We start from the raw sequence: 24,402 nt of genomic DNA, 5'->3' as shown, positions 1-24,402 counted from the left end.
CCCACCTCAACGCGATGGCGAGCGCTGTTGCTCGCGGCGCATCGCAGTACCGAATCGATAAGGCACTCATATGACAACAACGTCGTTGCAGCATCCCGAGAACACCGGGGATGTGGAAGAGGACATCGCCGTCGGCGAGTCCGATGCACTCCTGCGGGAAGACACCGAAGAAGAGACCGCGCCCCTGTGGGAGCGGTTCATCACGAAGATCTCGTCGGTCTCCGCGATCGCCGCGGGCATCGCCATCGTGATCCTCGGCCTCCAGATCGTCGCCGACGCGAGCGGCCGGACGTTCTTCAACGTGCCGCTGCCGGGCACGCTGGAGCTCGTATCCAACTGGTGGATGGTGCTCGCGGTGTTCCTCGGATTCGGGTTCACCCAGTTCAAGGGCGAGCACATCCGCGTCACGCTCCTGGTCGAGAAGCTCCCCGTGACGTGGCGCACCGCCGTCGAGACGGTGATCCTCGCGGCGAGCCTCGGGATCGTGGGCCTCTTGGCCTACTACCTGACGGTCGACGCCATCGACTCCGTCGAGGCCCGCGAGATGCTCGCCGGCTCCTTCCCGCTCCCCATCTGGCCGATCGCGGTGTTCATGGCGCTCGGCACGTGGCTCTACGCCGCCCAGCTCCTCGTCTCGCTCACCAGCTCGCTGCGCGCCGCGAAGCGCGAGCGGCGTTCGGGCGTCGCGCAGCCCGCGCTGCTGTCGGCGCAGAACGTGCTGCTCGCCATCGCCGTGGTCGCCTCGCTCGTCATCGTGGTCCTCCTGCTCTCGGTCGAGATGTCGCGGGTGGCGGCGGGCGGGCTTCTCATCGCCCTCATGGTGCTGCTGCTGCTGTGCGGCCTGACCACGGCGCTCGCGATGATCGCGGCGGGCGGGCTCGGGCTCTGGAAGCTGGCGGGGACGTCCGTCGTCGCCGATGCCTTCGAATCGGTCCCGATGCACTCCGCGGCGAACTGGAGCCTCAGCGTCGTCCCGATGTTCGTGCTCATGGGCATCGTGCTCTGGCGCACCGGCCTCACCGGCAAGGTGTTCTACGCCGCGCGCCTCTGGCTCGGCTGGATGCCCGGCGGCCTCGCCGTCGCGACGAACTTCTCCGGCGCCGGCCTCGCCGCCGCCAGCGGCAGCACGATCGGCATCTCCTACGCGCTCGGCCGCATGGCCATTCCGGAGATGCTGCGGGCGGGCTACAAGCCCAGCCTCGCCACCGGCGTCGTCGCGACGGCCGGGACGCTCGGCCAGCTCATCCCGCCGAGCGTGCTGCTCGTGATCTACGCCGGCGTCGCCCAGGTGGCGGTCGGCCCGCAGCTGCTCGCCGCGATCATCCCGGGCATCATCGTCGCGGTGCTCTACGCGCTGGTCATCATCATCCAGGGCCTCGTACGGCCCGACATCGCGCCGCGATCCAAGGCCACGGGTGTGCCGATGGCGGAGAAGCTGCGCGCCCTCGTCGGCATCATCCCCCTCGTCGTCGTCATCTTCATCGTCATCTTCGGCATGCTCTCCGGCATCTTCACCCCCACCGAGGCCGGCGCCTTCGGCGCGCTGGCGGCCATCGTCGTCGGTTCGGCCTTCGGCGAGGAGCGCAAGAACCCCAAGCAGCTCTTCAAGACCCTGGGACGCTCGCTGCAGGAGACCGTCACGGCGACCGCGGGCATCTTCCTGCTGCTGATCGGCGTGAACCTGCTCGGACGCGCGATGACGATGAGCGGCGTGCTCCGCGCCCTCACCGACTGGGTGGTGGGGATCGGCATGCCGACCCCGGTCTTCCTGATCGCCATCATGGTGCTGTTCCTCATCCTCGGCATGTTCATGGAGTCGATGTCGATCATCCTGCTCTCGGTGCCGATCCTGGCGCCGGTGCTGATGGCGGTGGGCGTGGACATGACCTGGTTCGGCGTCTTCGTGGTGATGCTCATCGAGCTCGCCCTGGTCACGCCGCCGGTCGGCATGCTCACGTTCATCGTGCACCGGCTCGCGCAGGACAAGGAAGTGAACCTCGGCCACAAGATCAGCCTGATCGACGTGTTCAAGGGCGTGACGCCGTTCGTCCTCATGAGCATCGCGTTCCTGATCGTGCTCATCTTCCTGCCGGACATCGTCACCTGGCTTCCCAGCATCTCCGCCGTGAAGTAGGGCCTCCCGGCCATACCCCTCGGACGGCGCGCCCGCGCCGGCCGTCGGAGTTCGACCTCGCTCCGGTGGGACGTCCCCTCGGCATCCCACCGGAGCATCCAAGCGGCGCACGACCGTCGGCCGCGCACACTATGGAAGGAAACACATGAAAGAGAAACTCAACGGACGTCGGCGCAGGCTGATCTCCTCGGTCGGCCTGATGGCGGCGGCGACGCTGCTGCTCGCCTCCTGCGCCGGCGCGGACAGCGGCAAGGGAGACGACGACACCGGCGCGCTGGCGGACTTCGATCCGGTGACGCTCTCGTACGCGGACGTCGGGGCGGAATCGACGAACGGCCCCCCGTTCCAGGCGTTCGCGGACGAGGTGGCGGAGGCCACCGACGACAAGGTGACGTTCGAGGGCTTCTTCAGCGGCTCGCTGCTCGGCGCCGCGGACTCCCTCGGCGGCGTGCAGAGCGGCACGGCCGACCTCAGCTACGTCGGCGCGGGTTCGTTCCCGACGGAAATCCCGATCGCGCACTGGAACAACGCGATGGGTTCGGTTTCGAGCTCCGCCTACCCGCTCTCGATCCTGCAGGGCTTCATCGCGCAGCAGGAGTGGGCTTTGAGCGACGAGGAGCTGACGGCTGAGCTGGACGCGAACAACGTCATGGTGATCTGGAACTCGCTGCCCGACACGCGCACGAGCCTCATCTGCACCACCCCCGTGCGGACGGCGGAGGAGGCGAAGGGGAAGCGCCTCGGCACCTTCGGGACGCCGCCGAGCCTCCCCGAGATGGAGAAGCTCGGCTTCACCATCGTGCAGCTGAGCCCGGTGGAGTACTACGAGGGACTCCAGCGCGGCGTGGTCGACTGCGTTGCGGGCACCCCGACCGCGGCGATCACCTACAGCCTCTTCGAGGTCGCCAAGTACTGGACCTTCGCGGACTTCAACGGCGCGGCCGGCACGTACACGATGGCGAACAAGGAGAAGTTCGAGTCGCTGCCGGCCGAGGCGCAGGACGCGATCTGGGACGCCATTCCCACCTGGCTCGTCGAGCGAGGCAAGGAATGGGTGAAGAACTACGGCGCGCTCGTCACCGCCCAGAAGGAGAACGGCATCACGTTCTACGATCCGGACGAGGCGTTCCGCGACATCGTGACCGAGGAGCAGGCGAAGGCCTACGAGGCGCTCGCCGATTCCGCCCCCGACACGGTCGCTGATCCGAAGGCGTTCCTCGAGAACTACCGCTCGATCTACGACAAGTGGGAGGATCGCCTCTCGAAGGATCTCGACCTGCCGACCGAGCACGACGGCGAGACCCTCGACCAGATCGCGAACTGGGACGCCGACGCGATCGACTGGGACGCGTACCACGACATGCTCGTCGAGGTCTTCGACGCGCACCGCCCGACCGCGTAACCCGCGCGCGCACGGCACGGCGCCCTCCCGGTTTCCGGGAGGGCGCCGTTTGCGTGGGGAGCCGCCGCGTCCGCCGAGACGACTGGACAGCACGCACAGCAAAAGAGCATCGCCCCCGCGCTCTGCGGGGGCGATGCTCTCTCTCGAAAAGGGGTCAGTCGGTCAGGAGCACCAGGGAGGCGCACTGGGGACCGAACGCGTTCGTCACCACGGCGACGTCCGCGCCCTCGACCTGCCGCTCGCCGAGCTGGCCGCGCAGCTGCTGCGTCGCCTCGGCGAGGAAACCGAGCCCGTGGAGGCGGCCCTCCGCGAGCTGCCCGCCGCTGGTGTTCATGGGGAGCGATCCGCCGGGGCCGATCGTCTTGCCGCCGTCGACCCAGTCGCCGAACTCGCCGATGTCGCAGAAGCCGAGCGCCTCGATCCAGGACATCGCGATGTGCGTGAAGCCGTCGTAGATCTCCGCGACGTCGACGTCGTCAACGGTGACGCTCGAACGCTCCCAGAGCCGCCGGGCGCTGTCGCGGGTGCCGCCGAACACGAGATCGTCGGGGAACGTCCAGTCCGGCCGGGATCCCGTGCCGTGCGAGGTCGCATCGATGATGACCGGCTTCTGCCTGAGATCCTTCGCGCGCTCCTCGGTGGTGATCAGCACGGCGACGGCGCCGCTGCCCGGGTAGTCGCAGTCGAGGAGCCGAAGCGGCTCGGCGACGTAGCGGGCCGAGAGGTAGTCGTCCATTGTGATCGGGTCGCGCAGCATCGCGCGCTCGTTCATCGCGGACCATTTGCGCGCGTTGACCGCGATCGCGCCGTAGTCCTCCTCGCGCGTGCCGAACTCGAACTCGCGACGCCGTTTGCGCATGCCCATGACCGGGAGCACGGCGCCCGCGGCGCCGTAGGGGAGCAGGTACTGCGCGGCGCCCTCGGCGGGCGGGAACTGCGTCTGGCCGCTCATCTGCCCCCACTCGCGCGTGATCGCGCGGATGACGAGGGCCACCTCGCAGTGGCCGCTCGCGACCGCCATCTCGGCGTGGATGACGGCGGAGAGCGCCGAGGCCCCCGTGGCCGCGAAGTCGCCGAAGTCCGAGAGGCTCTCGATGCCTAGGAGCCGCTGGAAGTCGACGGCTGCCTCGCCGGTCGTACCGGGGTACTCGTAGATGCCGTCGATGTCCTGAATGTCGATCCCGGAGTCCGCCACGGCGGCCTTGACGGCGTCTACCGCGAGCGACCGCGCCTGCAGTCCGAGTGCTCGGCTGATGGCCGAATAGCCGACGCCGACGACCGCTGTCTTACGACCGATACTCATGCTGCGACCTCCTGCTGGGTGGGACGGAATTGGGGCAGGGTGTATTCCCCGCGGTCCTCGAAGACCACTTCGACCGGCATGCCGATCGACACCTCCTCCGGCTTCGCCTCGAGAATGTTGGTGAGGATCCGGATCCCCGGATGATCGTCGAGCTCCACGAGCGCGAGCACGAGGGGGAGGTCCTCCGCGAAGGCCGGGTGAAAGGCCTGATGCAGCACCGAGAACGAATAGATGGTGCCGTTGCCCGAGACGCGAACCGGCACGGCCTCGGAGTCGATGTCGAAGCGCTCGGCGCGGTCGTTCGGGGGGAACTGCACGAAGTCGGTGCCCTCGAACCCTTGAATGACGAGTTCGCCCTTTCGGGCGTGTTCCCAATAGAAGGCACTGGCCTTGCTCGGAACGGGTGCTGGTTTTTCCATTGCTCACCTCAGTGTGATCGATCTACCTACCGTACAGACTGGAGAAACGCCGAAATCTTCTTAACCGACTCGACTCTCGTAAGCCTTATGGTATACCCTACGGATGAAAGCTTTTCAGTGCTCTTTGGTGATTATCAGCGGGCTCGAGGGCCACAAACACAGTGAGGTGGATTGATGGTAAACATTCTTGATGGCGTGAAGGTCGTGGAGCTTGCTTCATGGACGTTCGTGCCGAGCGCGGGCGTCGCACTCTCGGACTGGGGCGCCGACGTCGTAAAGGTGGAGGATACCAGAGGCGGTGATCCCGGCCGGTCGCTCGTGGTCGGAGGCCTCGTCAAGGAGAACTCGCGCACCGGGCAAGACTTCATGCTGGAGCTCGGCAACCGCGGCAAACGCAGCATCGGCCTCAACCTGAAGAGCGAGCAGGGCCTCGAGATCTTCAAGAAGCTCGTCTCCGAAGCCGACGTGTTCCTGACGAACTGGCTCCCCGCCGCGCTCGAGCGGTTGAAGATCGACCTCGACGAACTGCGGGCCGCGAATCCGAAGCTGATCGTCGCCCAGGGCACGGGCCAGGGCACCGAGGGCCCCGACGCCAGCGCGGCCGGGTACGACTCGACGTCCTACTTCGCGCGGAGCGGCTACTCGTACTCGCTCAGCGCGCCCGACTCGATCGTGCCCTTCCGTCAGACGCCGGCGCTCGGCGATCTCCCCGCCGGGCTGACGCTCGCGGGCGGCGTCCTCGGCGCCCTCTACCACCGCGAGCGCACGGGAGAGGCGCTTCCCGTGGAGGTGTCGCTGCTGGCGCAGGCCCTGTGGACGATCGCCCCCGACGTGACCGCGGCGGACTTCTTCGACGTCGAGGTCGTGCCGAAGCCCGAACTCGGCGCCTCCTTCAACGCGCTGGTCAACCCCTATAAGACGTCTGACGGGCGATGGATACAGCTGACGTTCCTGCAGCCCGACAAGAACTGGGCAGCGTTCGCGCGCCGGGTGGGGCTCCCCGAGCTGGCGGAGGACGAACGCTTCACGCCGGCGCAGAACCTCTTTAAGAACAACGCGGAGCTCACCGAGATCCTCAGCTCGCATTTCGCCTCGCAGCCGTACGCCCACTGGGTCGAGGTGCTCAAGGACGAGACCGGCGCGTGGAGCCCGATCAAGTCTCCGAAGGAGGCCTTGGACGACCCGCAGACGGACGCGAACGGCTATTTCATCCGGAACAAGGCCGAGAACGGCGTGGAGTATCGTCAGGTCGCGCCGCCCATCCGCTTCAACAAGGAGACGCCGGCGCCGTCGAGCGCTCCCGAGTATGCGGAGCACACGGAGCAGGTGCTGTTGGAACTCGGATACGAGTGGCCGCAGATCATCGAGGCGAAGGACGGCGGGATCGTGTCCTGAGCATCCAGTCCGAGTGCGAAGGCCGGGGCGCGAGCCTCGGCCATCGCACGTCTCACGGCGCCGGCCTGGCACGGGCGGGTGAGAAGGTGGTACCTGATGCGCGACACAAGGACGAGCACCGTGAAGAGAGGCGTACGTTGAAACCGAATCCCGCACACGTTCTGGCCGACGACCCGAGCGGCCGCCGAGATCCCCGGCTCGAGGGCTACACGCCCTGGGCGATCTTCGGAATGGCGCGGCGGGACTCTCCATACCAGCCGCACGAACGCGGGATGGTCGGCCCCGAGAGTCTCGACCTCGACGGCGTCGCCCGGGCCGGCGCCCTCGGCGTGTTCGCGGACACCTCGCTGGCGCATCCCGTCATGCGCGGCCGCCCGTCGCCGACGCTCGGGCTCGTGACCTCGGAGCTGTCGATGAGCTTTCCGACGTCTCCGCCGCGGGCGGGGGAGGAGTTCTCGTTGCGGGAGGACGTGGTCGAGCTGAACGACATCGGCGGGAGCGTCGCCGGCGCCATCCTCGGGGAGGGCGGTCGCGTGCTCGCCGAGGCCCAGTTCGCCTCGCGGTTCGTGGACCGCGGGCGCAGATACGATCCTCGGCCGTCGCCCGAGATGGACCCCCCGGGGATATCGCTGGCCGAACTGCTCGGGGTGCCCGAGGCGCAGGCCGGGGCGGCCGCGCTGCGCGGAGCAGTGTCGGCGCACCTGGCGAACCCGGCGGGCGCGCTGCACGGCGGCGTCGCGGTGACCATCCTCGAATACGCCGCCTCGCGAGCCGTTCCCGGGGATCCCTTCGCGTGGGAGTGCGAGAGCCTGCGCGTCAACTATCTGCGACCCGCTCCGCTCGGCGACGAGATCGTCACCTCCGCCCGCCCGGTGCACGTCGGAAGGACCATCTGCGTCGTCGACGCGGAGATCATGCTTCCCACCGGGAAGCCGTCGAACATCGCCAGGCTCAGCTACCGGCGTCGGGGCCGCTAGTGGCCGGCGGAGCGCGCCAGCGGCGCCCGACGTGGCTCGTGAGCGGAACACTCAGCCTGAGCGGGCTCGCGGCCTCGCTCAACCAGACCCTGGTCATTCCGCTGCTCCCCATCTTTCCGCGTGAACTCGACGTCTCCGCCGATGCCGCGACCTGGCTGGTCACCATCACCCTCTTGATCGGCGCGATCAGCGTGCCGACGCTCTCGCGTCTCGCCGACATGTACGGGAAGCGTCCGCTGCTGTACGTCTGCCTCGCGATCATGGCCGCCGGCGCGCTGGTGTCCGCGGCGGCCGGAGGGTACGCGGCGCTCTTCATCGGCCGCGCGCTCGCGGGCTTCGGGATGGCCCTCATCCCCATCGGGATGAGCATCCTCCGCGACACGCTCCCCCCGGAGCGCGTCGGTTCCGCAGTGGCCCTCATGAGCGCCACGCTCGGTTTCGGGGGCGCCCTCGGCCTGCCGCTGTCCGGCCTGATCTACGACGCCGTGGGATGGCGCTGGGTCTTCTGGCTCATGCTCGCGGTGACGCTGCTGCTGATCGTCGCGGTCGCCGTCGTGGTGCGCGACCCGAGCGTCAGATCGGGAGGGAGCTTCGACTTCGTCGGCGCGACCGCGCTCTCGGTCATCATCGCCGGCGTGCTCCTGGTCGTCTCGCGGGGGTCCATCTGGGGGTGGAGCTCGTTCCCGACGATCGGCCTGACCGTCCTCTCCCTCGCGGTGCTCGCCGGGTGGATCCCGTTCCAGTTGCGCCTGCGCGACCCGATCCTGCAACTGCGCACCATGGCTGCTCGCACGGTCGCCCTCACGAACATCACGGCGGTCTTCGTCGGCTTCGCGCTGTTCGTCAGCATGCTGGTCGATGCAGCAGCTGCAGGCGCCGACGGAGACCGGGTACGGGCTCGGGCTGTCGGTGACCGAGGCGGGCCTGTGGATGGTGCCGTCGGGGCTCGCGATGGTGGTGCTGTCGCCCGTGAACGGATACCTGCTCAACCGCATCGGCGGCAAGGTCGTGCTCATCGCCGGCACGGTGATCATCGCGATCGGGTACATCGTGCGCAACTTCCTCTATCACTCGGCGCTCGAGGTGTCGCTGTCGGCGGCGCTGGTCGGCATCGGCACGGCGTTCGCCTACGCCGCGATGCCCGCCCTCATCATGTCGGCGGTGCCCCTGGCGCAGACCGCCTCGGCGAACGGACTGAACACGGTGCTGCGGCAGGTGGGGACCTCGACATCCAGCGCCGTGGTGGCCGCCGTGCTGTCGGTGTCATTCGTCGTGATCGACGGCGGCTCCTATCCCACCTGGAGCGGCATCGTGGTCCTCGACGTGGTCGCCGCGGCCGTCGCCCTGATCGCCGGGGCGATCGCGCTGGCGATCCCGCGCCATCGGGTCCTCGACCTCAGCTGAGTCGTGTCAGCTCTTCTCGAGCTGACGCTCGAAGCCGTCGAGAAGCGCCGCGAGCCCGGTCTCGAAGTCCTCGTCCGAGACCATGGCGAGCTGGATCTTCTCGGTGCGCACCAGGTCGGTGAGCGCCGGCATCTCGTCGGTGATGAGGAGCGTCTGCCGTTCGTCGAGCGTGACGGCGTCGTTCATCGTCGCCGTCCGGGCGGCGAGGATCATGCCGTTCGTGAACGTGGTGACGGCGCTCAACAGCCGCCAGGCCTGCAGCGGGGCGAAGCCCGCGTCGATGAGGGCCTGCAGATTCCGGTCGACGCTCCTGAAGGCGTTGATGCCGGCCGCGAGCGAGTAGGAGTTCTGCCGAACGAGGATGAGGTCCGCCAGGGCGGGATCCTGGGTCAGGATCTCCCGCGTCGTGCGCTGGTAGGTCTCGATGAAGGTCCGCCAGTCGCCGAAGTCGGCCGGATCGGGCAGCTGCGTGTACAGTATCGCGAGCGCGCGATCGCTCATCGCGCGGAGCAGATCCTCCTTCCTGCGGAAGTACCAGTAGATGCTGGTGACGCCGACGTCGAGCCTCCGTGCGAGCTCGGGCATGCTGAGGCTCTCGACGGAGGAATCCTTGATGACGGCGAAGGCTCCCTCGATGATCTGATCGGAGGAGATGGAGCCGCGTTCTCGACGCTGGCGGGTTTTCGGTTTCTGGGCGGGCATGCGGTTCGCATTCTGTGGATCGGGTTCGGTCATGAGAATATGGTGGGCCTGGAGTCGCCTTTGAACGGCTCACTTGTTCTGCAGTCCGTGAAGGAGGACGTGATCCCCATCGTACGAAGCTCGGCCCTCGGATGAGCGCTGACGCACCGGGCGAGGCGATACTGACCCGCTGGGCGGAGTCCGGGCTGATGTCGCTGACGGGCGAACCCGAGGGTCCCGTCGACGCGAGCCCGGCCTTCGCGTACGCGGCGTTCGCGGACGAGCTCGGTCGCCTGGTGGGGCGGCTCGGCCTGCCTCCCGGGGACGCATTGCGCGACCCGGCGATCGTCCTCGCCGGACGCGCCCGGGAGAACGGCTTCGCGCGCGGAGGGCGGGTGTCGGCCGGCGGAGCGACCCGCCTGATCCGGGGGCGTGACGGCTGGGGGGCGCTGAGCCTCGCTCGGGACTCGGATCGAGAACTCGTCCCGGCGCTCCTCGGCGCCGAACTCGGGGAGCGAGAGCCGTGGCTCGCGGTGGCGGCGGCGGCCCGTCGCTCGGTCGGAGAGCTGGTGGAGCGCGCCGCGATGCTGGGGCTGCCCGCCGCGACCCTCGGCGAGGCCGGGCCGCCGGCCGTCCGGACCAAGCCGATCGCCCCGGCGGAGACGCGGAGCCTGCGGGGAGCGCTCGTGGTCGATCTGTCGGCGCTCTGGGCGGGACCGCTGAGCACCGCGCTGCTGGCGGCGGGCGGCGCACGGGTGGTGAAGGTCGAGTTCGCCGGCCGTCCGGACGGCGCGCGGCGCGGGAACGCGCGGTTCTTCGATTGGCTCGGGCACGGCAAACTCGCGTGCGAGATCTCCGGCGACGCCGACGGGGAAGCGCTCCTCGCGCGACTGATCGACGCGGCCGACATCGTCATCGAGGCCTCGCGCCCGCGCGCGCTGCGTCAGCGGGGGCTGGCGTTCGACCAGCGTCGGAACCGCGCCGGGAAGATCTGGGTGCGCATCACCGGGCACGGGGCGGAAGGACCGGCGCAGCATCGCGTGGCCTTCGGGGACGATGCCGCGGTGGCGGGCGGTCTGGTCGGGCGCGGGGCGGCCGGCGACCCGGTGTTCGCGGGGGACGCGATCGCGGATCCGCTCACCGGCGTGAGGGTCGCGGGCGAGGTCGTCGCCGCGCTCGACGCGGGCGGCGGCACGCTCGTCGATGTGTCGCTGAGCGGGGTCGCCGCCGAGTACGCCGCCCGGGCTCGCGAGGAGGCTCCGCCCCACTCGGTCGAGCGCTCGGACGGGGGATGGCGTCTGAGGTTCCCGGGCGGTGCCGCGGTGGCGGTCGCGGATCCGCCGCGCATTCCGGTGTCGCCGCCGGCGCGCCCGGTCGGCGCGGATACCGCGACGATCCGCGCTCTGCTGGACGCGCCCGAGCCGTAGCGGCACGGGCGCGGTGGCGCTACCGGGCGAAGAAGTCGAGGACTGCGCTCATCGCCTCCGGCGAGGACGGTGCGCGATAGTGGTCCGTGCGCGGAAGGGACGTGAGGGTCGCGCGCGGCAGCGCCGACACGAGCGCGTCGGCCGGGCCCACCGTGTCCTCGTCCCCGAGGATCACGAGGACGTCGGCGTCGAGACGCTGCAGGCTCGGCAACGGCGGCGGCGGCGCCGCGGACCTCGCGTAGGCGGCGATCGATTCGAGGGAATTGCCCGCGCGCTCGGCGAGCTGGCGCAGCAGGGCGGTCGAGGCGTCCGGTTCGTCGGCCGTCAGGGTGTCGGCGAGCGAGGAGAAGCCGGACGGGTCGGCCCACATCCCGTCGCCGATGCCGATGAGGACGAGCCGTTCGAAGGCGCCGGGATCGCGGACGGCGGCGCGCAGCAGCAAGAGGGAGCCGGCCGAGAAACCGACCGCGGAGACGGCCCCTTCGCGCCGGGCGACCCCGAGCAGCTCGTCGAGGGTGTCGTCGTCCGTGCCCCCGGGCACGGGGGTGTCACCGTGCCCGGGCAGGCCGAACGGAACGACGCGGTAGCCGATGTCCTCCATCAGCTCGGGCCAGCCCGGCACGCCCCAGGTGGCGTCGTGCGTCGAGCCGAAGCCGTGCACGAACACCACCGCTTCGCTCTTCCGGTCGGGGGCCGTGCGGGGCCCGTCGTGGCGCGGCACCGTCAGTTGGCGCCGGCGCTGTCGGCGAAGGTGAGGACGGAGGCGTGCTCCCCCTCGGTGATCATCGGCCCGGCGGTGAAGGTGGGAACCGCCGCGCCGAGCTTCGCCGCAGCTTCGGCGGCCGAGAGGCCGTCGACCTCGTAGACGGCGATGTAGCGCGCGGGACCGTCCTGATCCGCCTTCCAGGTCCGGTAGCGGGAGACCGCGGTGACCTCGGGGATCGCGGAACGAACCTCGGGGATGTGCGTCGTCGTGTACCAGTCGTTGAACTCGTCTTCGCGGTCCGGGCTGGCGGGGCTGGCCTCTGCGATGAACACTGAAGTCGTCATGGGGTTCTCCTTCGTGCGGGTGCGTGCGAACTGGACAGGGAAGGCGTGTGTGTGGAAAATGGTACCGTAAGGATCACCGTAGTGCACGGGATGTGTGCGTTTATCCGCCCGTTTACGATCAAACTAGCGCAGAGTCGCGCCGCAGGGTACGACGAAGTGCGATGAAGCGAGGGAAAGCATGAACCAGCCAGCAACGACGATTTTCATCAACGGCGAATGGCGCGAAGCCATCGGCGGCGGCAGCTTCGAGGTGACGGATCCCAGCACCGGGGAAGTGATCGGTCACGCCTCGGACGGGGGGCGCGCCGACGCCGATGCTGCGATCGCCGCGGCGGCCGAGGCCTTCCCCGCGTGGTCGTCGACGACGGTGTATCAGCGGGCCGAGATCCTCCAGCGCGCACACGACCTGATGCGCGAGCGGCAGGAAGAACTGGCGCAGCTCATGACGAAGGAGCAGGGGAAGCCACTGAAGGCGTCCCGCAACGAGGTCGGGTACGCGGCCGACTTCCTGCGCTGGTTCGCCGGCGAGGCCCTCCGCATCGGCGGGTCGACGATCGCGTCCGCCCGCGCCGATCAGCGCTTCGTAACCATTCATCAGCCGGTCGGCGTGATCGCGGCCATCACGCCCTGGAACTACCCCATCTCCATGATCACCCGCAAGATCGGTCCGGCACTGGCGGCGGGCTGCACCTCGGTGCTGAAGCCGGCGGCGCTGACGCCCCTGTGTGCGGCCGCCACGCTGGAGATCTTCCGCGAGGCCGGCGTGCCCGACGGTGTCATCAACCAGGTCACCTCGAGCCGCGCGTCCGAGGTGGGCGACGCCTTCATCGAGTCCCGCGACGTGCGCAAGATCACGTTCACGGGTTCGACCGCGGTGGGTCGCAAGATCGCGGGTCAGGCGAGCGAGGCCATGAAGCGGGTATCGGTTGAGCTCGGCGGTCACGCCCCGTTCATCGTCTTCCCGGACGCGGATCCGGTGCACGCGGCGAAGGGCGCCGCGCTCGTCAAGTTTCTCAACATGGGTCAGGCGTGCATCAGCCCGAACCGCATCTACGTGCATCGGTCGATCTACGACACCTTCCTGGAAACGCTGCAGAAGCGGGTCGCCGCGCTGAAGATCGGGCGCGGCACGGAGCCCGGCGTGTCGATCGGCCCGCTCATCGACGACCGGGCGACCGCGAAGATGGTCGAGCAGGTCGAGGACGCCCGGGGGAAGGGCGCCCGCGTCCTCGCCGGCGGCGAGCGGGTGTCGGTCGACGGCCTGGCCGGCGAGAACTTCTACAGCCCGACGGTGCTCGCGGACGTGACTCCCGAGATGCTGATCTCCTCCGAGGAGACGTTCGGCCCGATCGCCGCGGTGACGCCCTTCGACACCGAGGAAGAGGTGATCGAGTGGGCGAACGACACCGAGTACGGTCTCGCCGCCTACGTCTACACCAACAATCTCTCCACGGCGATCAGGGCCACCGAGAAGTTGCGTTTCGGGATGGTCGGCGTGAACGACATCAACCCGACCTCCGCCGCCGCGCCGTTCGGCGGGGTGAAGGACAGCGGGCTCGGCCGCGAAGGCGGCGCCGAGGGGATCTTCGAGTACCTGGACGTGAAGCTGATCGGCCTCTCCGTCTAGCCGTTCCGGTGGGTGTGCGGGCGGCGGGGCGCCTCCCGCACACCCACCGCACGATCGGGCGGGAGACGCACCCGTCCGCCGTCGCTCGGCGCCGCCTCGCGCGGTGTCCCGGGCGCCGCGGATGCAGTTACCGAAAGAGGTACGGTAATGGTAAGCTGACGAGCGGTCAGGCTCCTGCAACGGCCGCACCTTCGAACACTTCGAGCACAATGATGTGGAGACACCCATGGCACTGCCAATCACCGAAGAACACCAGGATCTCGCGCAGTCGGTCCGCGCCCTGCTTGAAGCCGAAGATGCGCTGTCGACCGTTCGCGCAACGTACGACGGGGACCTCTCCGGAGAGGCTCGCCTCTGGACCCGCTTCGGCGAGCAGTTCCTGCTCGGCCTGCACCTCTCGGAGGAGAACGGCGGCGAGGGCTTCAGCCTGGCGGAGTCGGCCGTCGTCCTCGAGGAGCTCGGCCGCGGGCTGAGCGGCGCGGGGGTGGCGGCGTCGGTCGCAGTGACGCAGGCGATCCTCGAGGATGCCACGGACGAGGTGAAGGAGCGTTTCCTCCCGAAGCTCGCCAGCGGGGAATCGCGCGTGGGCCTGGGCCTCTCCGCAGATCTCTCCGCCGGTTCGCGCGGACTCACCGGCAGCACGGGACCGGTCATCGCGGGGCTCACGGCCGACCTCCTGGCCGTCGTCAACGGCGAGGACCTCCTGCTCATCGAGCCCTCCGCGGCGGGGGTGACGCTCAACCCGCTCGAGAACAGTCTCGACCCCTCGCTCCAGCTGGGAGAGGCGGCGCTCGACCTCGCAGCCGACCAGGTCGTCGTCGTCGCCGGTGCCGGGTGGACCGCCCAGCACGTGGCCCGCCTGGCGTTCGCCGCCGAGGCCATCGGCGCCTCCGCGGCGGTGCTCGAGCAGGCGCTCGAGTATTCCAAGGTGCGCGAGCAGTTCGGCCGCACCATCGGTTCGTTCCAGGCCATCAAGCATCATCTCGCGAACATGCTCGTCGCGAACGAGCAGGCCGTCGCCGCCGTGTGGGATGCCGCGCGGACGAGCGTCGACAATTCGCAGTTCGCCATCGCGGCCGATGTCGCGATCTCTCAGGCGCTTCGCGCGTTCATCGAGAACGCGCAGCAGAACGTCCAGATCCACGGCGGCATCGGCTTCACCTGGGAGCACAACGCTCACCTGTACATCCGTCGGGCGCGGGCGCTCGCCGCGCTGGTCGCCCCGGAGGGGGAGGTGCTCGACGAGATCTACGGCTGGGCCGCCGCGGGCCACACCCGGAAGTACACGATCGACCTGCCCGAAGAGGCGGAGGCCTACCGCGCTGAGGCCCGGGAGTTCCGGAAGCAGTTCGAGGCGACGAGCGGTGACGCGAAGCGCCGGCTCTGGGCGGATTCCGGCTACATGTTCCCGCACTATCCGAAGCCCTACGGTCGCGGTGCCGACCCCGTGGAGCAGCTCATCATCGAGGAGGAGCTCGGCGACCTCGAACTGCCGTTCATGGGCATCACGTGGGTGCTGATCACCCTCATCCAGGAGGCGACGCAGGAACAGGTCGAACGCTGGGTCATGCCGACGCTCTACGGGGACTACAGCTGGTGCCAGCTGTTCAGCGAGCCGGGGGCGGGATCCGACGCGGCGGCCGTGTCGACTCGCGCGGTGAAGGTCGACGGCGGTTGGCGCCTGACCGGCCAGAAGGTGTGGACGAGCGGGGCGCAGAACAGCAACCGCGGCCTGATCACGGTGCGGACCGATACGAGCGCCCCCAAGCACAAGGGCATCACCGCGATGGTCGTGGACATGCAGTCCGAGGGCGTCGAGGTCAGGCCGCTGCGCGAGATGAGCGGGGACGCGCTCTTCAACGAGGTCTTCTTCGACGACGTGTTCGTCCCCGATGCGGACGTGGTCGGCGCGGTCAACGACGGCTGGAAGGTCGCGCGCGCGACGCTCGGGAACGAGCGCGTCTCGATCGGCGCCGGGAACAGCGCGCGCTTCGAGGCGGGCGACCTCCCGTCGGTCATCGCGGACTCGGGCGTCGAGAAGGACACCTGGTTCACGCGGGCCGCCGCCGAGATGCTCGTCGAGGAGCACACCATGCGCCTGCTCAATCTTCGCAGCGTCGCTCGCGCGGTGCAGGCCTCCGGCCCGGGCGTCGAGGGGAACATCGGGAAGCTGCTCTCGGCCGAGCACTCCCAGAACGTCACCGAGCTCGGAATGCGGATCGCCGGCACCGCGGGCGTGACGGGGCTCCGGCCGACGCTGTCGTACGAGTACCTCTTCGCGCGCTGCTACAGCATCGCCGGCGGAACCTCCGAGGTCACGCGGAACGTCATCGCGGAGCGCATCCTCGGCCTGCCTCGGGATCCGCTCAACAAGTAGCTGCCTCGCCGCACGCGGTCATGTTTGGAGGAACGAAGCCGCATAACTGAATACGAAAGCTTCAATGCTGATGTCATCTATCTTCGGAGAAAGCGATCAACAATGAACACGTCCATTGCAATGGAGCAAGGATTAGAAAAGCCGCTCGCGGGCGTTCGCGTGCTCGAGTTCAGCTATTCCCGACCGGCGCGCATCGCGGGTCAGTTGCTCGCGGACTTCGGTGCCGACGTCGTACGAGCCGTGTCGACGGGCGCGGAGCGCCCCGAGATCCGGGAGCCGGGAGACGTGAGCTGGGACAGGGGCAAGCGTCTCGTCGATGTCGATGAATCCGAGATCGCCTCCCTCGTGGAGGGCGCGGACATCTTCATCGTCGATCGCGCGCCTTCGAAACTCGCCGAGCTCGGGATTCGCGAGCAGGACCTGGACCCCAAGAGGCGCGGGATCGTCTACGTGTGGCTGCCGCCGTACGGTCCCCGCGGGGAATGGGCGGAACTCGCCGAAGACCCGCTCCTGCTCGCCGCAGTCGGCGGCGTCGCCTGCCAGTACCCGGGGACTCGGCCAGGCATTCCCGTGGCGCCCGTGGTGTCGAACATCACGCAGGTGCACGGGGCGCTCGGCGCGGCCGCGGCGCTCGCGGGACTGCAGGGGCTCGAAGCGAACGGGTACGGCTACGGCGTGACCGGCAGCGGGCTGCAGGCCTCCACGGCCGTGCTGACCGCCATGACACTCGATACCCTCGACGCGCCGATGGTGCGACCGTCTCGTCATCGCCGCGGACCGAACTGGCGTTTCTATCAGGGCAGCGACGGCCGCTGGTTCTTCCTCGCGACGCTCACGCCGGATCTGCTCCTTCGTGCGCTCACGGTGATCGGACGCGCCGACGTGCTCGCCTTTCTCGAGATCGATGGCGATTTCTATAAGGTCCTGGGCGACGAAGCCGCCGGCCGCGTGGTCAACGCGGCGCTCGAAGCTCACTTCGCGGCCGAGCCGACCCAGCACTGGCTCGACCTGTTCGCCGAGAACAATGTCGCCGCGGCCGCGATTCAGACGCGGCAGGAGTGGACCGAGGGGGAGATTATCGCCGCGAACGGCGGCTTCGTCACCCGCATCGACGAGGAGCTCGGCGAGGTCTCGATGCCCGGTGTTCCGGTTCACTACGAAAAGCGTCGTACTCATGCTGGTCCTGATGTTCCTGAAAATACCGGTCGCGTTTGCGCTCGCCATCCCGTCCGTCGTGGGCGTCCTCGCGCTACGGCCGCGGGCCGTCGTCACTATGCTGCAGACGATGCCCTACGACGAGGTCGCATCATGGTCGCTCAGCGTGATTCCGCTCTTCGTGCTCATGGGCTTGCTGCACTGGCGGTCTGGCATCACCGATTCGCTCTACGGGGTTGCGAACAAATGGTTGGGCTGGCTACCCGGCGGTCTTGCCATCAGCACCAACTTTGCCGGCACCGGCCTTGCCGCGATGAGCGGATCCACGATAAGCACTACCTACGCGCTCGCACGCATCGGTATTCCTCAAATGCTCAACCAAGGGTATGACAAGAGGCTCGCAACGGGAGCAGTGATCGTCGCGGGTCTTCCGGGCCAGCTCATCCCGCCGAGCGTGTTCTTGATCGTCTACGCCGGCATCGCTGAGGTGCCCGTCGGCCCCCAGCTGATGGCCGGCTTCGGCCCGGGCATCCTTGTCGCGCTGCTGATGGCCGTCATGATCCTTGCATTCTCCATCCTGAGACCCTCAATGGCCGGTCGCGGCAAAGGCGCGGATCGTGAGCCTTCCACGTGGAAGGACCGCTGGACGAGTCTTGGGAAGATCTGGCCGCTGCCGGTGCTCATGGTCATCATCATCGGCGGAATGTTTAGCGGAATCCTCACGGCGACCGAAGCAGGGGTGGCCGGAGCGCTTGGAGCGCTGGTCATTACGCTCTTCGCTCTCCGAGGCAAGAAGCCGATGAAGGCCGTGCGAGTCGCAGCAGTTGAGAGCGTTTCCTCGGTGGGTTCGATCTTCATTTTGATCATTGGCGCCGCGATGTTCGGCACCATGCTCTCTCTTACGGGACTTGGGGTCGCATTCACCGACTGGGTGATCGCTATGGGGCTCGGGCGGGTCGAGTTGCTTCTGGTCATCATGGTCGCGTACCTGGTCCTAGGGATGTTCATGGATCCGCTGTCGATCCTTCTACTGACCGTGCCGATGCTCATTCCGACTCTGGAAGCAATGGACATCTCGTTGCTTTGGTATGGGGTGTTCTGCGTGTTCCTCGGCGAACTTGCAATCCTCACTCCACCGGTCGGCATGCTCTCGTTCATCGTGCACAAGATCGTGCAATCGCCGGACGTGAACATGGGGCAGAAGATCACCTTGGGGAACGTCTTCGCGTCGGTAGGCTGGTTCCTTCCGATGGCGATCGTCGCCTGCATCATCTTGATCTTCGTTCCCGATATCGCGCTTTGGCTACCGGAGATGATGGCGCGGTAGTCCGAGGACTGCATCTTTGAGAGCCACGAGATTCGACCCAGAAATATGAGAGGAAAGCACTCCATGAATGATCAAGTCCAGCCCGGCGACGAGGTGCTCGTCGAGCGCCGCGGTCACACGATGCTCATCACGATCAACCGGCCGGAGGCGCGCAACGCGTGCAACCAGGCGGTATGGATCGGCGTGGGCGACGCGCTCGAGGAGGCGGAGCGCGACGACGACATCCGCGCCATCGTCATCACCGGTGCCGGGGACAAGTCGTTCTCCGCCGGCGCGGATCTGAAGGCGATCGCCCGGGGCGAGCAGATCGTCCCCGACGGGAAGTACGCGGAGTGGAGTTTCGCCGGCTTCGCCAACCATCCGGTCAAGAAGCCGACGATCGCCGCGGTGAACGGCACCGCGCTCGGCGGCGGCATGGAGCTCGTGCTGGCGGCCGACCTCGTCGTCGCGAGCGAGACCGCCATCTTCGGCCTGACCGAGGCGAAGGTCGGCCTCGTCGCGGCGGCCGGCGGAGCGTTCCGCCTGAGCCAGCGCATCGCGCCGGTCGTCGCCATGGAAATGCTGCTCACGGGCACGCCCATCGACGCGGAGCGCGCACTCGCGCTCAACCTCATCAACCGGGTGGTCCCGCAGGCCGAGGTCGTCGACGCCGCCATCGCCCTCGCCGAGCAGATCGGGGAGAACGCCCCGCTCTCGGTCCAGGCGCACAAGCGCCTCGCGCTCGGCTACACGGTCGACGGCGAACGCCCCGCGGATGCCGCTGGCTGGGCGGCGACCGAGGTGCTGATGAGGGAGGTTTCGGCTTCGGAGGACGCCAAGGAGGGCCCCCGGGCCTTCGCGGAGAAGCGCAAGCCGAACTGGTCGGGACGGTAGTCCCACCGAACTGGTCGGGACGGTAGTCCCACGGCGTTGCCCCGCGATCGCTGGATCGGGGGCAACGCCGTTCTCAATGAAGAAAGGCGGGACGTCGAACATGCGTGTCGTGCCTGCGCCCCCGTGGCTCATCACCGGGGTTATCGCGCTGAGCGGGCTGGCGGCCTCGCTCAATCAGACACTCGTCATCCCGCTCCTGCCGGGCTTCCCACGCGCCCTCGGCATCACGGGCGACGATGCCGGCTGGCTCATCACCGTCACCCTCATGATCGGCGCCGTCAGCGTGCCGGTCATGTCCCGCCTCGCGGACATGTACGGCAAGCGCCGAGCGTTGCTCACCTCCCTGATCCTGCTGACCGTCGGATCCGTGATCTCCGCGTTCGGAGCCGACTTCGTCACTCTCCTGATCGGGCGCGGCTTCTCCGGCTTCGGCATGACCCTCATCCCGATCGGCATCAGCGTGCTGCGCGACGTGCTCCCCTCCAACCGGCTCGGAACCGCGGTCGCCCTGCAGAGCGCCACGCTGAGCATCGGGGGCGCCATCGGCATGCCGCTCGCGGGGGTCCTCAACGACACCCTCGGCTGGTCCTCCGTGTTCTGGGTCACCGCGGGCGTGACGGCCGCCCTCGTGATCGCCACGATCGTGTTCGTGCCGACCACGCCGATCCGCACCGGCGGCTGATTCGATTACGTCGGCGCGGTCTTCTTCACCGTCGTGATCGCGGCGCTGCTGCTCGTGATCTCCAAGGGGCGCACGTGGGGATGGACGAGCGCTCCGAGCCTCGCCTGCGTCGCGGTCGTGGTCGTCGGGCTCGCGCTCTGGATCCCGTTCGAACTGCGGAGCGCGAATCCCCTCGTCGACCTGCGATCGACCCTGCGCAAACCGGTCATGCTCACGAACGTCAGCGGGCTCCTCGTCGGCTTCAGCATGTTCGTCAACAACCTCTTCGCGATGCAGCAACTGCAGCTCCCGCCGGCCACCGGCTACGGCATGGGTCTCTCGGTATCCGAGAGCGCGCTCTGGCTCTTCCCGATCGGCATCGCGTCCGTGTTCCTCTCCCCGGTCAACGGCTACCTGCTCGGCAGGTTCGGCGGAAGGCTCGTCCTCGGGATCGGCGCGGGAATCGCGATTCTCGGCTTCGTCATCCGCATCTTCGCCTACGGGAGCCCGCTCGAGATCACGATCGGATACAGCGTGACGACGCTCGGCATCTCGATGGCGTACGCGGCGATGCCGATGCTCATCATGTCCGCGGTGCCCCAGAGCGAGACGGCGTCGGCGAACGGTTTCAACGCGCTCATCCGCATGGTCGGCACGTCCACGTCCAGCGCCACCGTCGCGGCCGTGCTCGCCGGTACGGTCCTCATCGAGGGCGTGCTGTATCCGCGGTGGTCCGAGATCGCGGCGGTCAACGTCCTCGCGCTCGTGCTGATGGTGTCCGTGGTGGTGCTCGCGTGGTTCCTGCCGAGGTACGCGCGACCGGGCGGCTCGACCCGAGGGTCGTGATTCGCGGCGCCCCGACGAGCGCACGCCTCTCCGAGCCCTGCGGCCGAGCGCCGCCGCCCGAAGTCCTGCACGTCTCGCCGGTGGATCGTGTCCAGGCTCATCCCGTCTCCGCCCAGTGAGATGACAGCGGCAATACCGCGCCACGATCGTACTGGCCGAAAGCAGGCCGGCTATGGGGCTGATGATGAGTACACTGTGTGTCGTCCTGGTCGAGGCCCAGGTATGCGGTCGGGTCGAGGCGCCCCTTTCGCAGGCGCCGGTCGGCGATCCCGGCAAGCCGGTGCCTGAGGGTGAATATCGCATCCCCGGGGCCAGCCATCAGCCGCTGTCATGAACGCAACGAACCTTCATACGGTTTCATGGTTGCTGGCATGATCTCAATTCTCACTTTCGTGTCAGATCATGACCTCCGACAAACCCAGGCCGATTCACATAGTTTGCGAAGCACGTTCCAGTACGTTCTCCGCTCGCTGGTCTGATCCGCGGCGAGACACGGCGCCCCGTCCGGCTCATGCCGGGCGGGGCGCGCTGCTTCGACGTGGGCTACGAGAACATCTGGCGGAGGACGTCGACGTCTCCCGCATCGATCTCGCTCTGGATCTGCGCTCTTGTGTCGGCATTGACGAACATGCCGGACAACGTGTCCTGCCAGATCTTCCGCAATGTGGCGACGTCACCCGCGTCGGCGGCCGCACCCATCGCCTCGATGGCCTGCTGGTACGGGATCTGGGCGAATCCCGGCTCCGCGTCGCGCGGGTTGTAGTAGGGCACCACGGGCACGGCGGGGTCGTGGAAGATCCGCAGCACCTGGTCGGGGTGGATCGTGCGCGTGTGGTTGAGCTCCGCCAGCGAACCGGCGTTGCGGATGCAGAGGCGTTCCCCGATCGCATCCGGTGCGTCGCCCGCGGCGACCGTGTACGTGACGATCCGTCCTTCGGAGTCGTGGCCGACCGCACCGGCCGCGAGTGCGCGCGCACCGCGGTCGTGGACGTCCCCGACGAGCCGCTGATCCGTGCCCGCCGTGGTCCAGCCGAGCGCATCGCAGCTGTCCGGGTCCGGCGGCGGCTCGACCTCGGGAGTCGGAGCCGTCACGACCTCCGCGGCCTCCGCCGGCGGCGGCGCGGAGGTCGCCGCGGGAGTCGGAGGCGCTGTGCACGCGGTCAGGGCCAGCGCGACGGCGGTGGCGGAGAGGACGGCCAGTGGACGAATGCTCATGCCTGCCACCCTGACATGACAGCCGACGGCCGGAGGCGCGGCCCGCCGCATGCCGAACACTCAGCGACTCGGAGATAGACTGAACGGGTTCGCGCGGATCGCCGGCCCGCGCCATCGTCGAATCGCGGAGGAGCGCCCATGCCGATCCTGCCGACCATCACCGGTCCCAGAGACCTCGATCGACTCGCCCCGGAGGAGCTGACCGAACTCGCCGCTGAGATCCGGACCTTCCTCGTCGAGAACGTCGCCCGCACCGGCGGGCACCTCGGGCCCAACCTCGGTGTCGTGGAGCTGACCATCGCACTGCACCGGGTGTTCGCGTCGCCGGAGGACCCGATCATCTTCGACACCGGCCACCAGTCCTATGTGCACAAGCTGCTCACGGGCAGGCAGGACTTCTCCCTGCTGCGATCCCGGGGCGGTCTGGCGGGGTACCCGCAGCGCGCGGAGAGCCCGCATGACGTCGTGGAGTCTTCGCACGCCTCCAGCTCGCTGAGCTGGGCGGACGGCGTCTCCCGCGCGCTGACCGCGACCGGCAGGGGGGACCGTCATGTGGTGGCCGTCGTCGGCGACGGGGCGCTGACCGGCGGCATGACCTGGGAGGCGCTCAACAACATCTCCGACGACAACGAGCGCAACCTCGTCATCGTCGTCAACGACAACGGTCGCTCCTACGCGCCGACCATCGGCGGCATGTCCCGGTACCTCAACAGGGTGCGCACCGCGGCCGCGTACCGCGAGATGCATCGCAAGTCGGATCGGCTCTTCCGCGCATTCGGTCCGTTCGGCAGGGCGCTGTTCCGCGGAGTCAGAGGCGGGACCCGCGGGTTCCTGTCGCGCTTCACGAACAACGTCGCGCTGTACTCCAACCTCGACATCAAGTACCTCGGCCCGGTCGACGGGCACGACATCCCCGCCCTGCTGGAGACCCTCAGTCTCGCGAAGGACTACGGGGCACCCGTGATCGTCCACGTCATCACGGAGAAGGGACGCGGCTACCAGCCCGCCCGCGATGACGTCGCCGACCAGTTCCACGCGGTCGGGCGGATCGACCCGAAGACGGGCGACGCGCTGACCGCGTCGACGGGCCGGTCGTGGTCCTCCGTGTTCGCCGACGCGCTGGTGGAACTCGGAGGCCGAGACGAGAAGATCATCGCCATGACCGCGGCTATGCTGCGCCCCACGGGCCTCGCGCCGTTCGCCGAACGCTACCCGAATCGCGTCTACGACGTCGGCATCGCCGAGCAGCACGCCGTCGCCTCGGCAGCGGGACTGGCGTTCGGGGGGCTTCATCCCGTCGTGGCCGTCTACGCGACCTTCCTGGGCAGGGCGTTCGACCAGGTGCTGATGGATGTCGGGCTGCACCGGGCCGGAGTGACGTTCGTGCTGGATCGTGCCGGGGTGACCGGCCCCGACGGGCCCAGCCATCACGGCATCTGGGACCTCGCCATGCTGCAGATCGTGCCCGGCATCCGCATCGCCGCCCCGCGGGACGCGACACGGCTGCAGGAGCTGCTGGGTGAAGCGACGGCCGTCGACGACGCTCCCACGGTGATCCGATACCCGAAGGGCACCGTGCCGGAGGGTCTCCCCGCCATCGAGCGCATGGCGGACGGCGTCGACGTGCTCGCGAGGGACGAGACCGAGGACGTCCTGCTGGTCGGGATCGGGCCGTTCACCGCTCTCGCACTGGATGTCGCCGCGCGGCTGCGCGCGCAGGGGATCGGTGCGACGGTCATCGACCCGCGCTGGGTCATCCCCGTGCAGCCCTCCGTGCTGGAGCTCGCAGCACGCCACCGGCTGGTGATCACGCTCGAGGACGGCATCCGCGTCGGCGGTGTCGGTACGCGCGTCCGGCAGGTGCTGCGCGAGGCGGGCATCGACACGGCGGTGGACGAGCTGGGCGTGCCGGACGAGTACATCGCTCACGCGACTCGTGACCAGATCCTGCATGATGCCGGTCTGACGGCCGCGAAGATCGCTCAGGACGTCGTCGCCCAGGTGCTCGGAAAGCGCGTCCCCGTGGCGCGTCAGACGGGAGAGACCGGCGCCATCGAACTGCCGATCCACGACCGCGGCTGAGTCTCACGTCTCGGAAGAGGAACCTCCGCAGAGCGCAGAAGGGGCCG

At 68.5% G+C, this 24,402-nt stretch carries 19 protein-coding genes and 2 pseudogenes; 15 read left to right on the top strand and 6 right to left on the bottom strand.

All coding sequences use genetic code 11. From position 1 onward, the window contains the following. Window positions 1-70 precede the first annotated feature (70 nt). Together ABD770_RS13285 and dctP are read left to right on the top strand one after the other, a co-directional pair. Window positions 71-2,134, top strand: coding sequence for a TRAP transporter large permease subunit (locus tag ABD770_RS13285; RefSeq protein WP_344820149.1), 2,064 nt, complete (start codon window positions 71-73; stop codon window positions 2,132-2,134). 145 nt (window positions 2,135-2,279) lie between these two features. Next, a complete protein-coding gene (dctP, locus tag ABD770_RS13280) occupies window positions 2,280-3,536 on the top strand; it encodes a TRAP transporter substrate-binding protein DctP (RefSeq protein ID WP_344820148.1) in 1,257 nt (418 codons plus the stop codon). A 154-nt stretch (window positions 3,537-3,690) separates the two neighbouring features. Here the strand turns inward: dctP and ABD770_RS13275 are convergent, their stop codons facing one another. After that, window positions 3,691-4,839 carry a thiolase family protein gene (locus ABD770_RS13275; protein ID WP_344820147.1) on the bottom strand — a complete coding sequence of 383 codons (1,149 nt, stop codon included), beginning with the start codon at window positions 4,837-4,839 and terminating at the stop codon, window positions 3,691-3,693. Further along, entirely contained in the window at window positions 4,836-5,258 is a 423-nt protein-coding gene (locus tag ABD770_RS13270; RefSeq protein ID WP_344820146.1) for a Zn-ribbon domain-containing OB-fold protein, read from the bottom strand. The genes ABD770_RS13275 and ABD770_RS13270 overlap by 4 nt, the downstream gene beginning before the upstream one ends. A gap of 174 nt (window positions 5,259-5,432) precedes the next feature. On the opposite strand from ABD770_RS13270, the gene ABD770_RS13265 reads away from it, so the two are divergent. The 4 genes and pseudogenes from ABD770_RS13265 to ABD770_RS13245 all read left to right on the top strand — a co-directional run bounded on the left by ABD770_RS13265 (window position 5,433) and on the right by ABD770_RS13245 (window position 9,034). Then, the gene (locus ABD770_RS13265; RefSeq protein ID WP_344820145.1) at window positions 5,433-6,653 is read left to right on the top strand and encodes a CaiB/BaiF CoA transferase family protein; all 1,221 of its coding nucleotides are present in this window, start codon (window positions 5,433-5,435) and stop codon (window positions 6,651-6,653) included. Between the two features lie 137 nt (window positions 6,654-6,790). Further along, complete coding sequence (locus ABD770_RS13260) at window positions 6,791-7,630, top strand: PaaI family thioesterase (RefSeq protein WP_344820144.1); 840 nt, start codon at window positions 6,791-6,793, stop codon at window positions 7,628-7,630. Continuing rightward, a pseudogene (locus ABD770_RS14960) lies at window positions 7,630-8,424 on the top strand (MFS transporter); the annotation flags it as partial. The gene ABD770_RS13260 and the pseudogene ABD770_RS14960, both read left to right, overlap by 1 nt. Window positions 8,425-8,488: 64 nt before the next feature. Further along, window positions 8,489-9,034: an MFS transporter gene (locus ABD770_RS13245; protein ID WP_344820141.1), complete on the top strand. Its 546-nt coding sequence runs from the start codon at window positions 8,489-8,491 to the stop codon at window positions 9,032-9,034. A 6-nt stretch (window positions 9,035-9,040) separates the two neighbouring features. On the opposite strand, the gene ABD770_RS13240 is transcribed toward ABD770_RS13245, so the two are convergent. Beyond that, complete coding sequence (locus tag ABD770_RS13240) at window positions 9,041-9,736, bottom strand: TetR/AcrR family transcriptional regulator C-terminal domain-containing protein (RefSeq protein WP_344820140.1); 696 nt, start codon at window positions 9,734-9,736, stop codon at window positions 9,041-9,043. Between the two features lie 131 nt (window positions 9,737-9,867). Between ABD770_RS13240 and ABD770_RS13235 the strand changes: the two genes are divergently transcribed. Beyond that, window positions 9,868-11,142, top strand: a complete 1,275-nt coding sequence (locus ABD770_RS13235) for a CoA transferase (RefSeq protein ID WP_344820139.1) — start codon at window positions 9,868-9,870, stop codon at window positions 11,140-11,142. A gap of 19 nt (window positions 11,143-11,161) precedes the next feature. On the opposite strand, the gene ABD770_RS13230 is transcribed toward ABD770_RS13235, so the two are convergent. Together ABD770_RS13230 and ABD770_RS13225 are read right to left on the bottom strand one after the other, a co-directional pair. Further along, window positions 11,162-11,812: an alpha/beta fold hydrolase gene (locus ABD770_RS13230; RefSeq protein WP_344820138.1), complete on the bottom strand. Its 651-nt coding sequence runs from the start codon at window positions 11,810-11,812 to the stop codon at window positions 11,162-11,164. Between the two features lie 53 nt (window positions 11,813-11,865). After that, window positions 11,866-12,192 (bottom strand): hypothetical protein, encoded by a 327-nt coding sequence (locus tag ABD770_RS13225; RefSeq protein ID WP_344820137.1) that lies wholly within the window; start codon window positions 12,190-12,192, stop codon window positions 11,866-11,868. 178 nt (window positions 12,193-12,370) lie between these two features. Between ABD770_RS13225 and ABD770_RS13220 the strand changes: the two genes are divergently transcribed. The 7 genes and pseudogenes from ABD770_RS13220 (at window position 12,371) to ABD770_RS13190 (ending at window position 21,058) form a co-directional block, all read left to right on the top strand. After that, complete coding sequence (locus tag ABD770_RS13220; protein WP_344820136.1) at window positions 12,371-13,819, top strand: NAD-dependent succinate-semialdehyde dehydrogenase; 1,449 nt, start codon at window positions 12,371-12,373, stop codon at window positions 13,817-13,819. A 226-nt stretch (window positions 13,820-14,045) separates the two neighbouring features. After that, the gene (locus ABD770_RS13215; protein ID WP_344820135.1) at window positions 14,046-16,196 is read left to right on the top strand and encodes an acyl-CoA dehydrogenase family protein; all 2,151 of its coding nucleotides are present in this window, start codon (window positions 14,046-14,048) and stop codon (window positions 16,194-16,196) included. A gap of 102 nt (window positions 16,197-16,298) precedes the next feature. After that, a pseudogene (locus tag ABD770_RS13210) lies at window positions 16,299-17,372 on the top strand (CoA transferase); the annotation flags it as partial. Continuing rightward, entirely contained in the window at window positions 17,371-18,678 is a 1,308-nt protein-coding gene (locus ABD770_RS13205; protein ID WP_344820134.1) for a TRAP transporter large permease, read from the top strand. The pseudogene ABD770_RS13210 and the gene ABD770_RS13205, both read left to right, overlap by 2 nt. Window positions 18,679-18,741: 63 nt before the next feature. Next, a complete protein-coding gene (locus tag ABD770_RS13200; RefSeq protein ID WP_344820133.1) occupies window positions 18,742-19,551 on the top strand; it encodes an enoyl-CoA hydratase-related protein in 810 nt (269 codons plus the stop codon). A 109-nt stretch (window positions 19,552-19,660) separates the two neighbouring features. Next, entirely contained in the window at window positions 19,661-20,233 is a 573-nt protein-coding gene (locus tag ABD770_RS13195; RefSeq protein WP_344820132.1) for an MFS transporter, read from the top strand. 33 nt (window positions 20,234-20,266) lie between these two features. After that, on the top strand, window positions 20,267-21,058 hold the full coding sequence (locus ABD770_RS13190; RefSeq protein ID WP_425562771.1) for an MFS transporter: 792 nt from the start codon (window positions 20,267-20,269) through the stop codon (window positions 21,056-21,058). 543 nt (window positions 21,059-21,601) lie between these two features. Here ABD770_RS13190 and ABD770_RS13185 read toward each other — a convergent pair. Further along, the gene (locus tag ABD770_RS13185) at window positions 21,602-22,273 is read right to left on the bottom strand and encodes a hypothetical protein (protein ID WP_344820131.1); all 672 of its coding nucleotides are present in this window, start codon (window positions 22,271-22,273) and stop codon (window positions 21,602-21,604) included. A 138-nt stretch (window positions 22,274-22,411) separates the two neighbouring features. Between ABD770_RS13185 and dxs the strand changes: the two genes are divergently transcribed. Beyond that, window positions 22,412-24,355, top strand: coding sequence for a 1-deoxy-D-xylulose-5-phosphate synthase (dxs, locus tag ABD770_RS13180; protein ID WP_344820130.1), 1,944 nt, complete (start codon window positions 22,412-22,414; stop codon window positions 24,353-24,355). Window positions 24,356-24,402: the final 47 nt, after the last annotated feature.

Source organism: Microbacterium soli (genome assembly GCF_039539005.1).
Taxonomy (GTDB): domain Bacteria; phylum Actinomycetota; class Actinomycetes; order Actinomycetales; family Microbacteriaceae; genus Microbacterium; species Microbacterium soli.
This window is presented reverse-complemented; position numbering and strand designations above follow the sequence as displayed.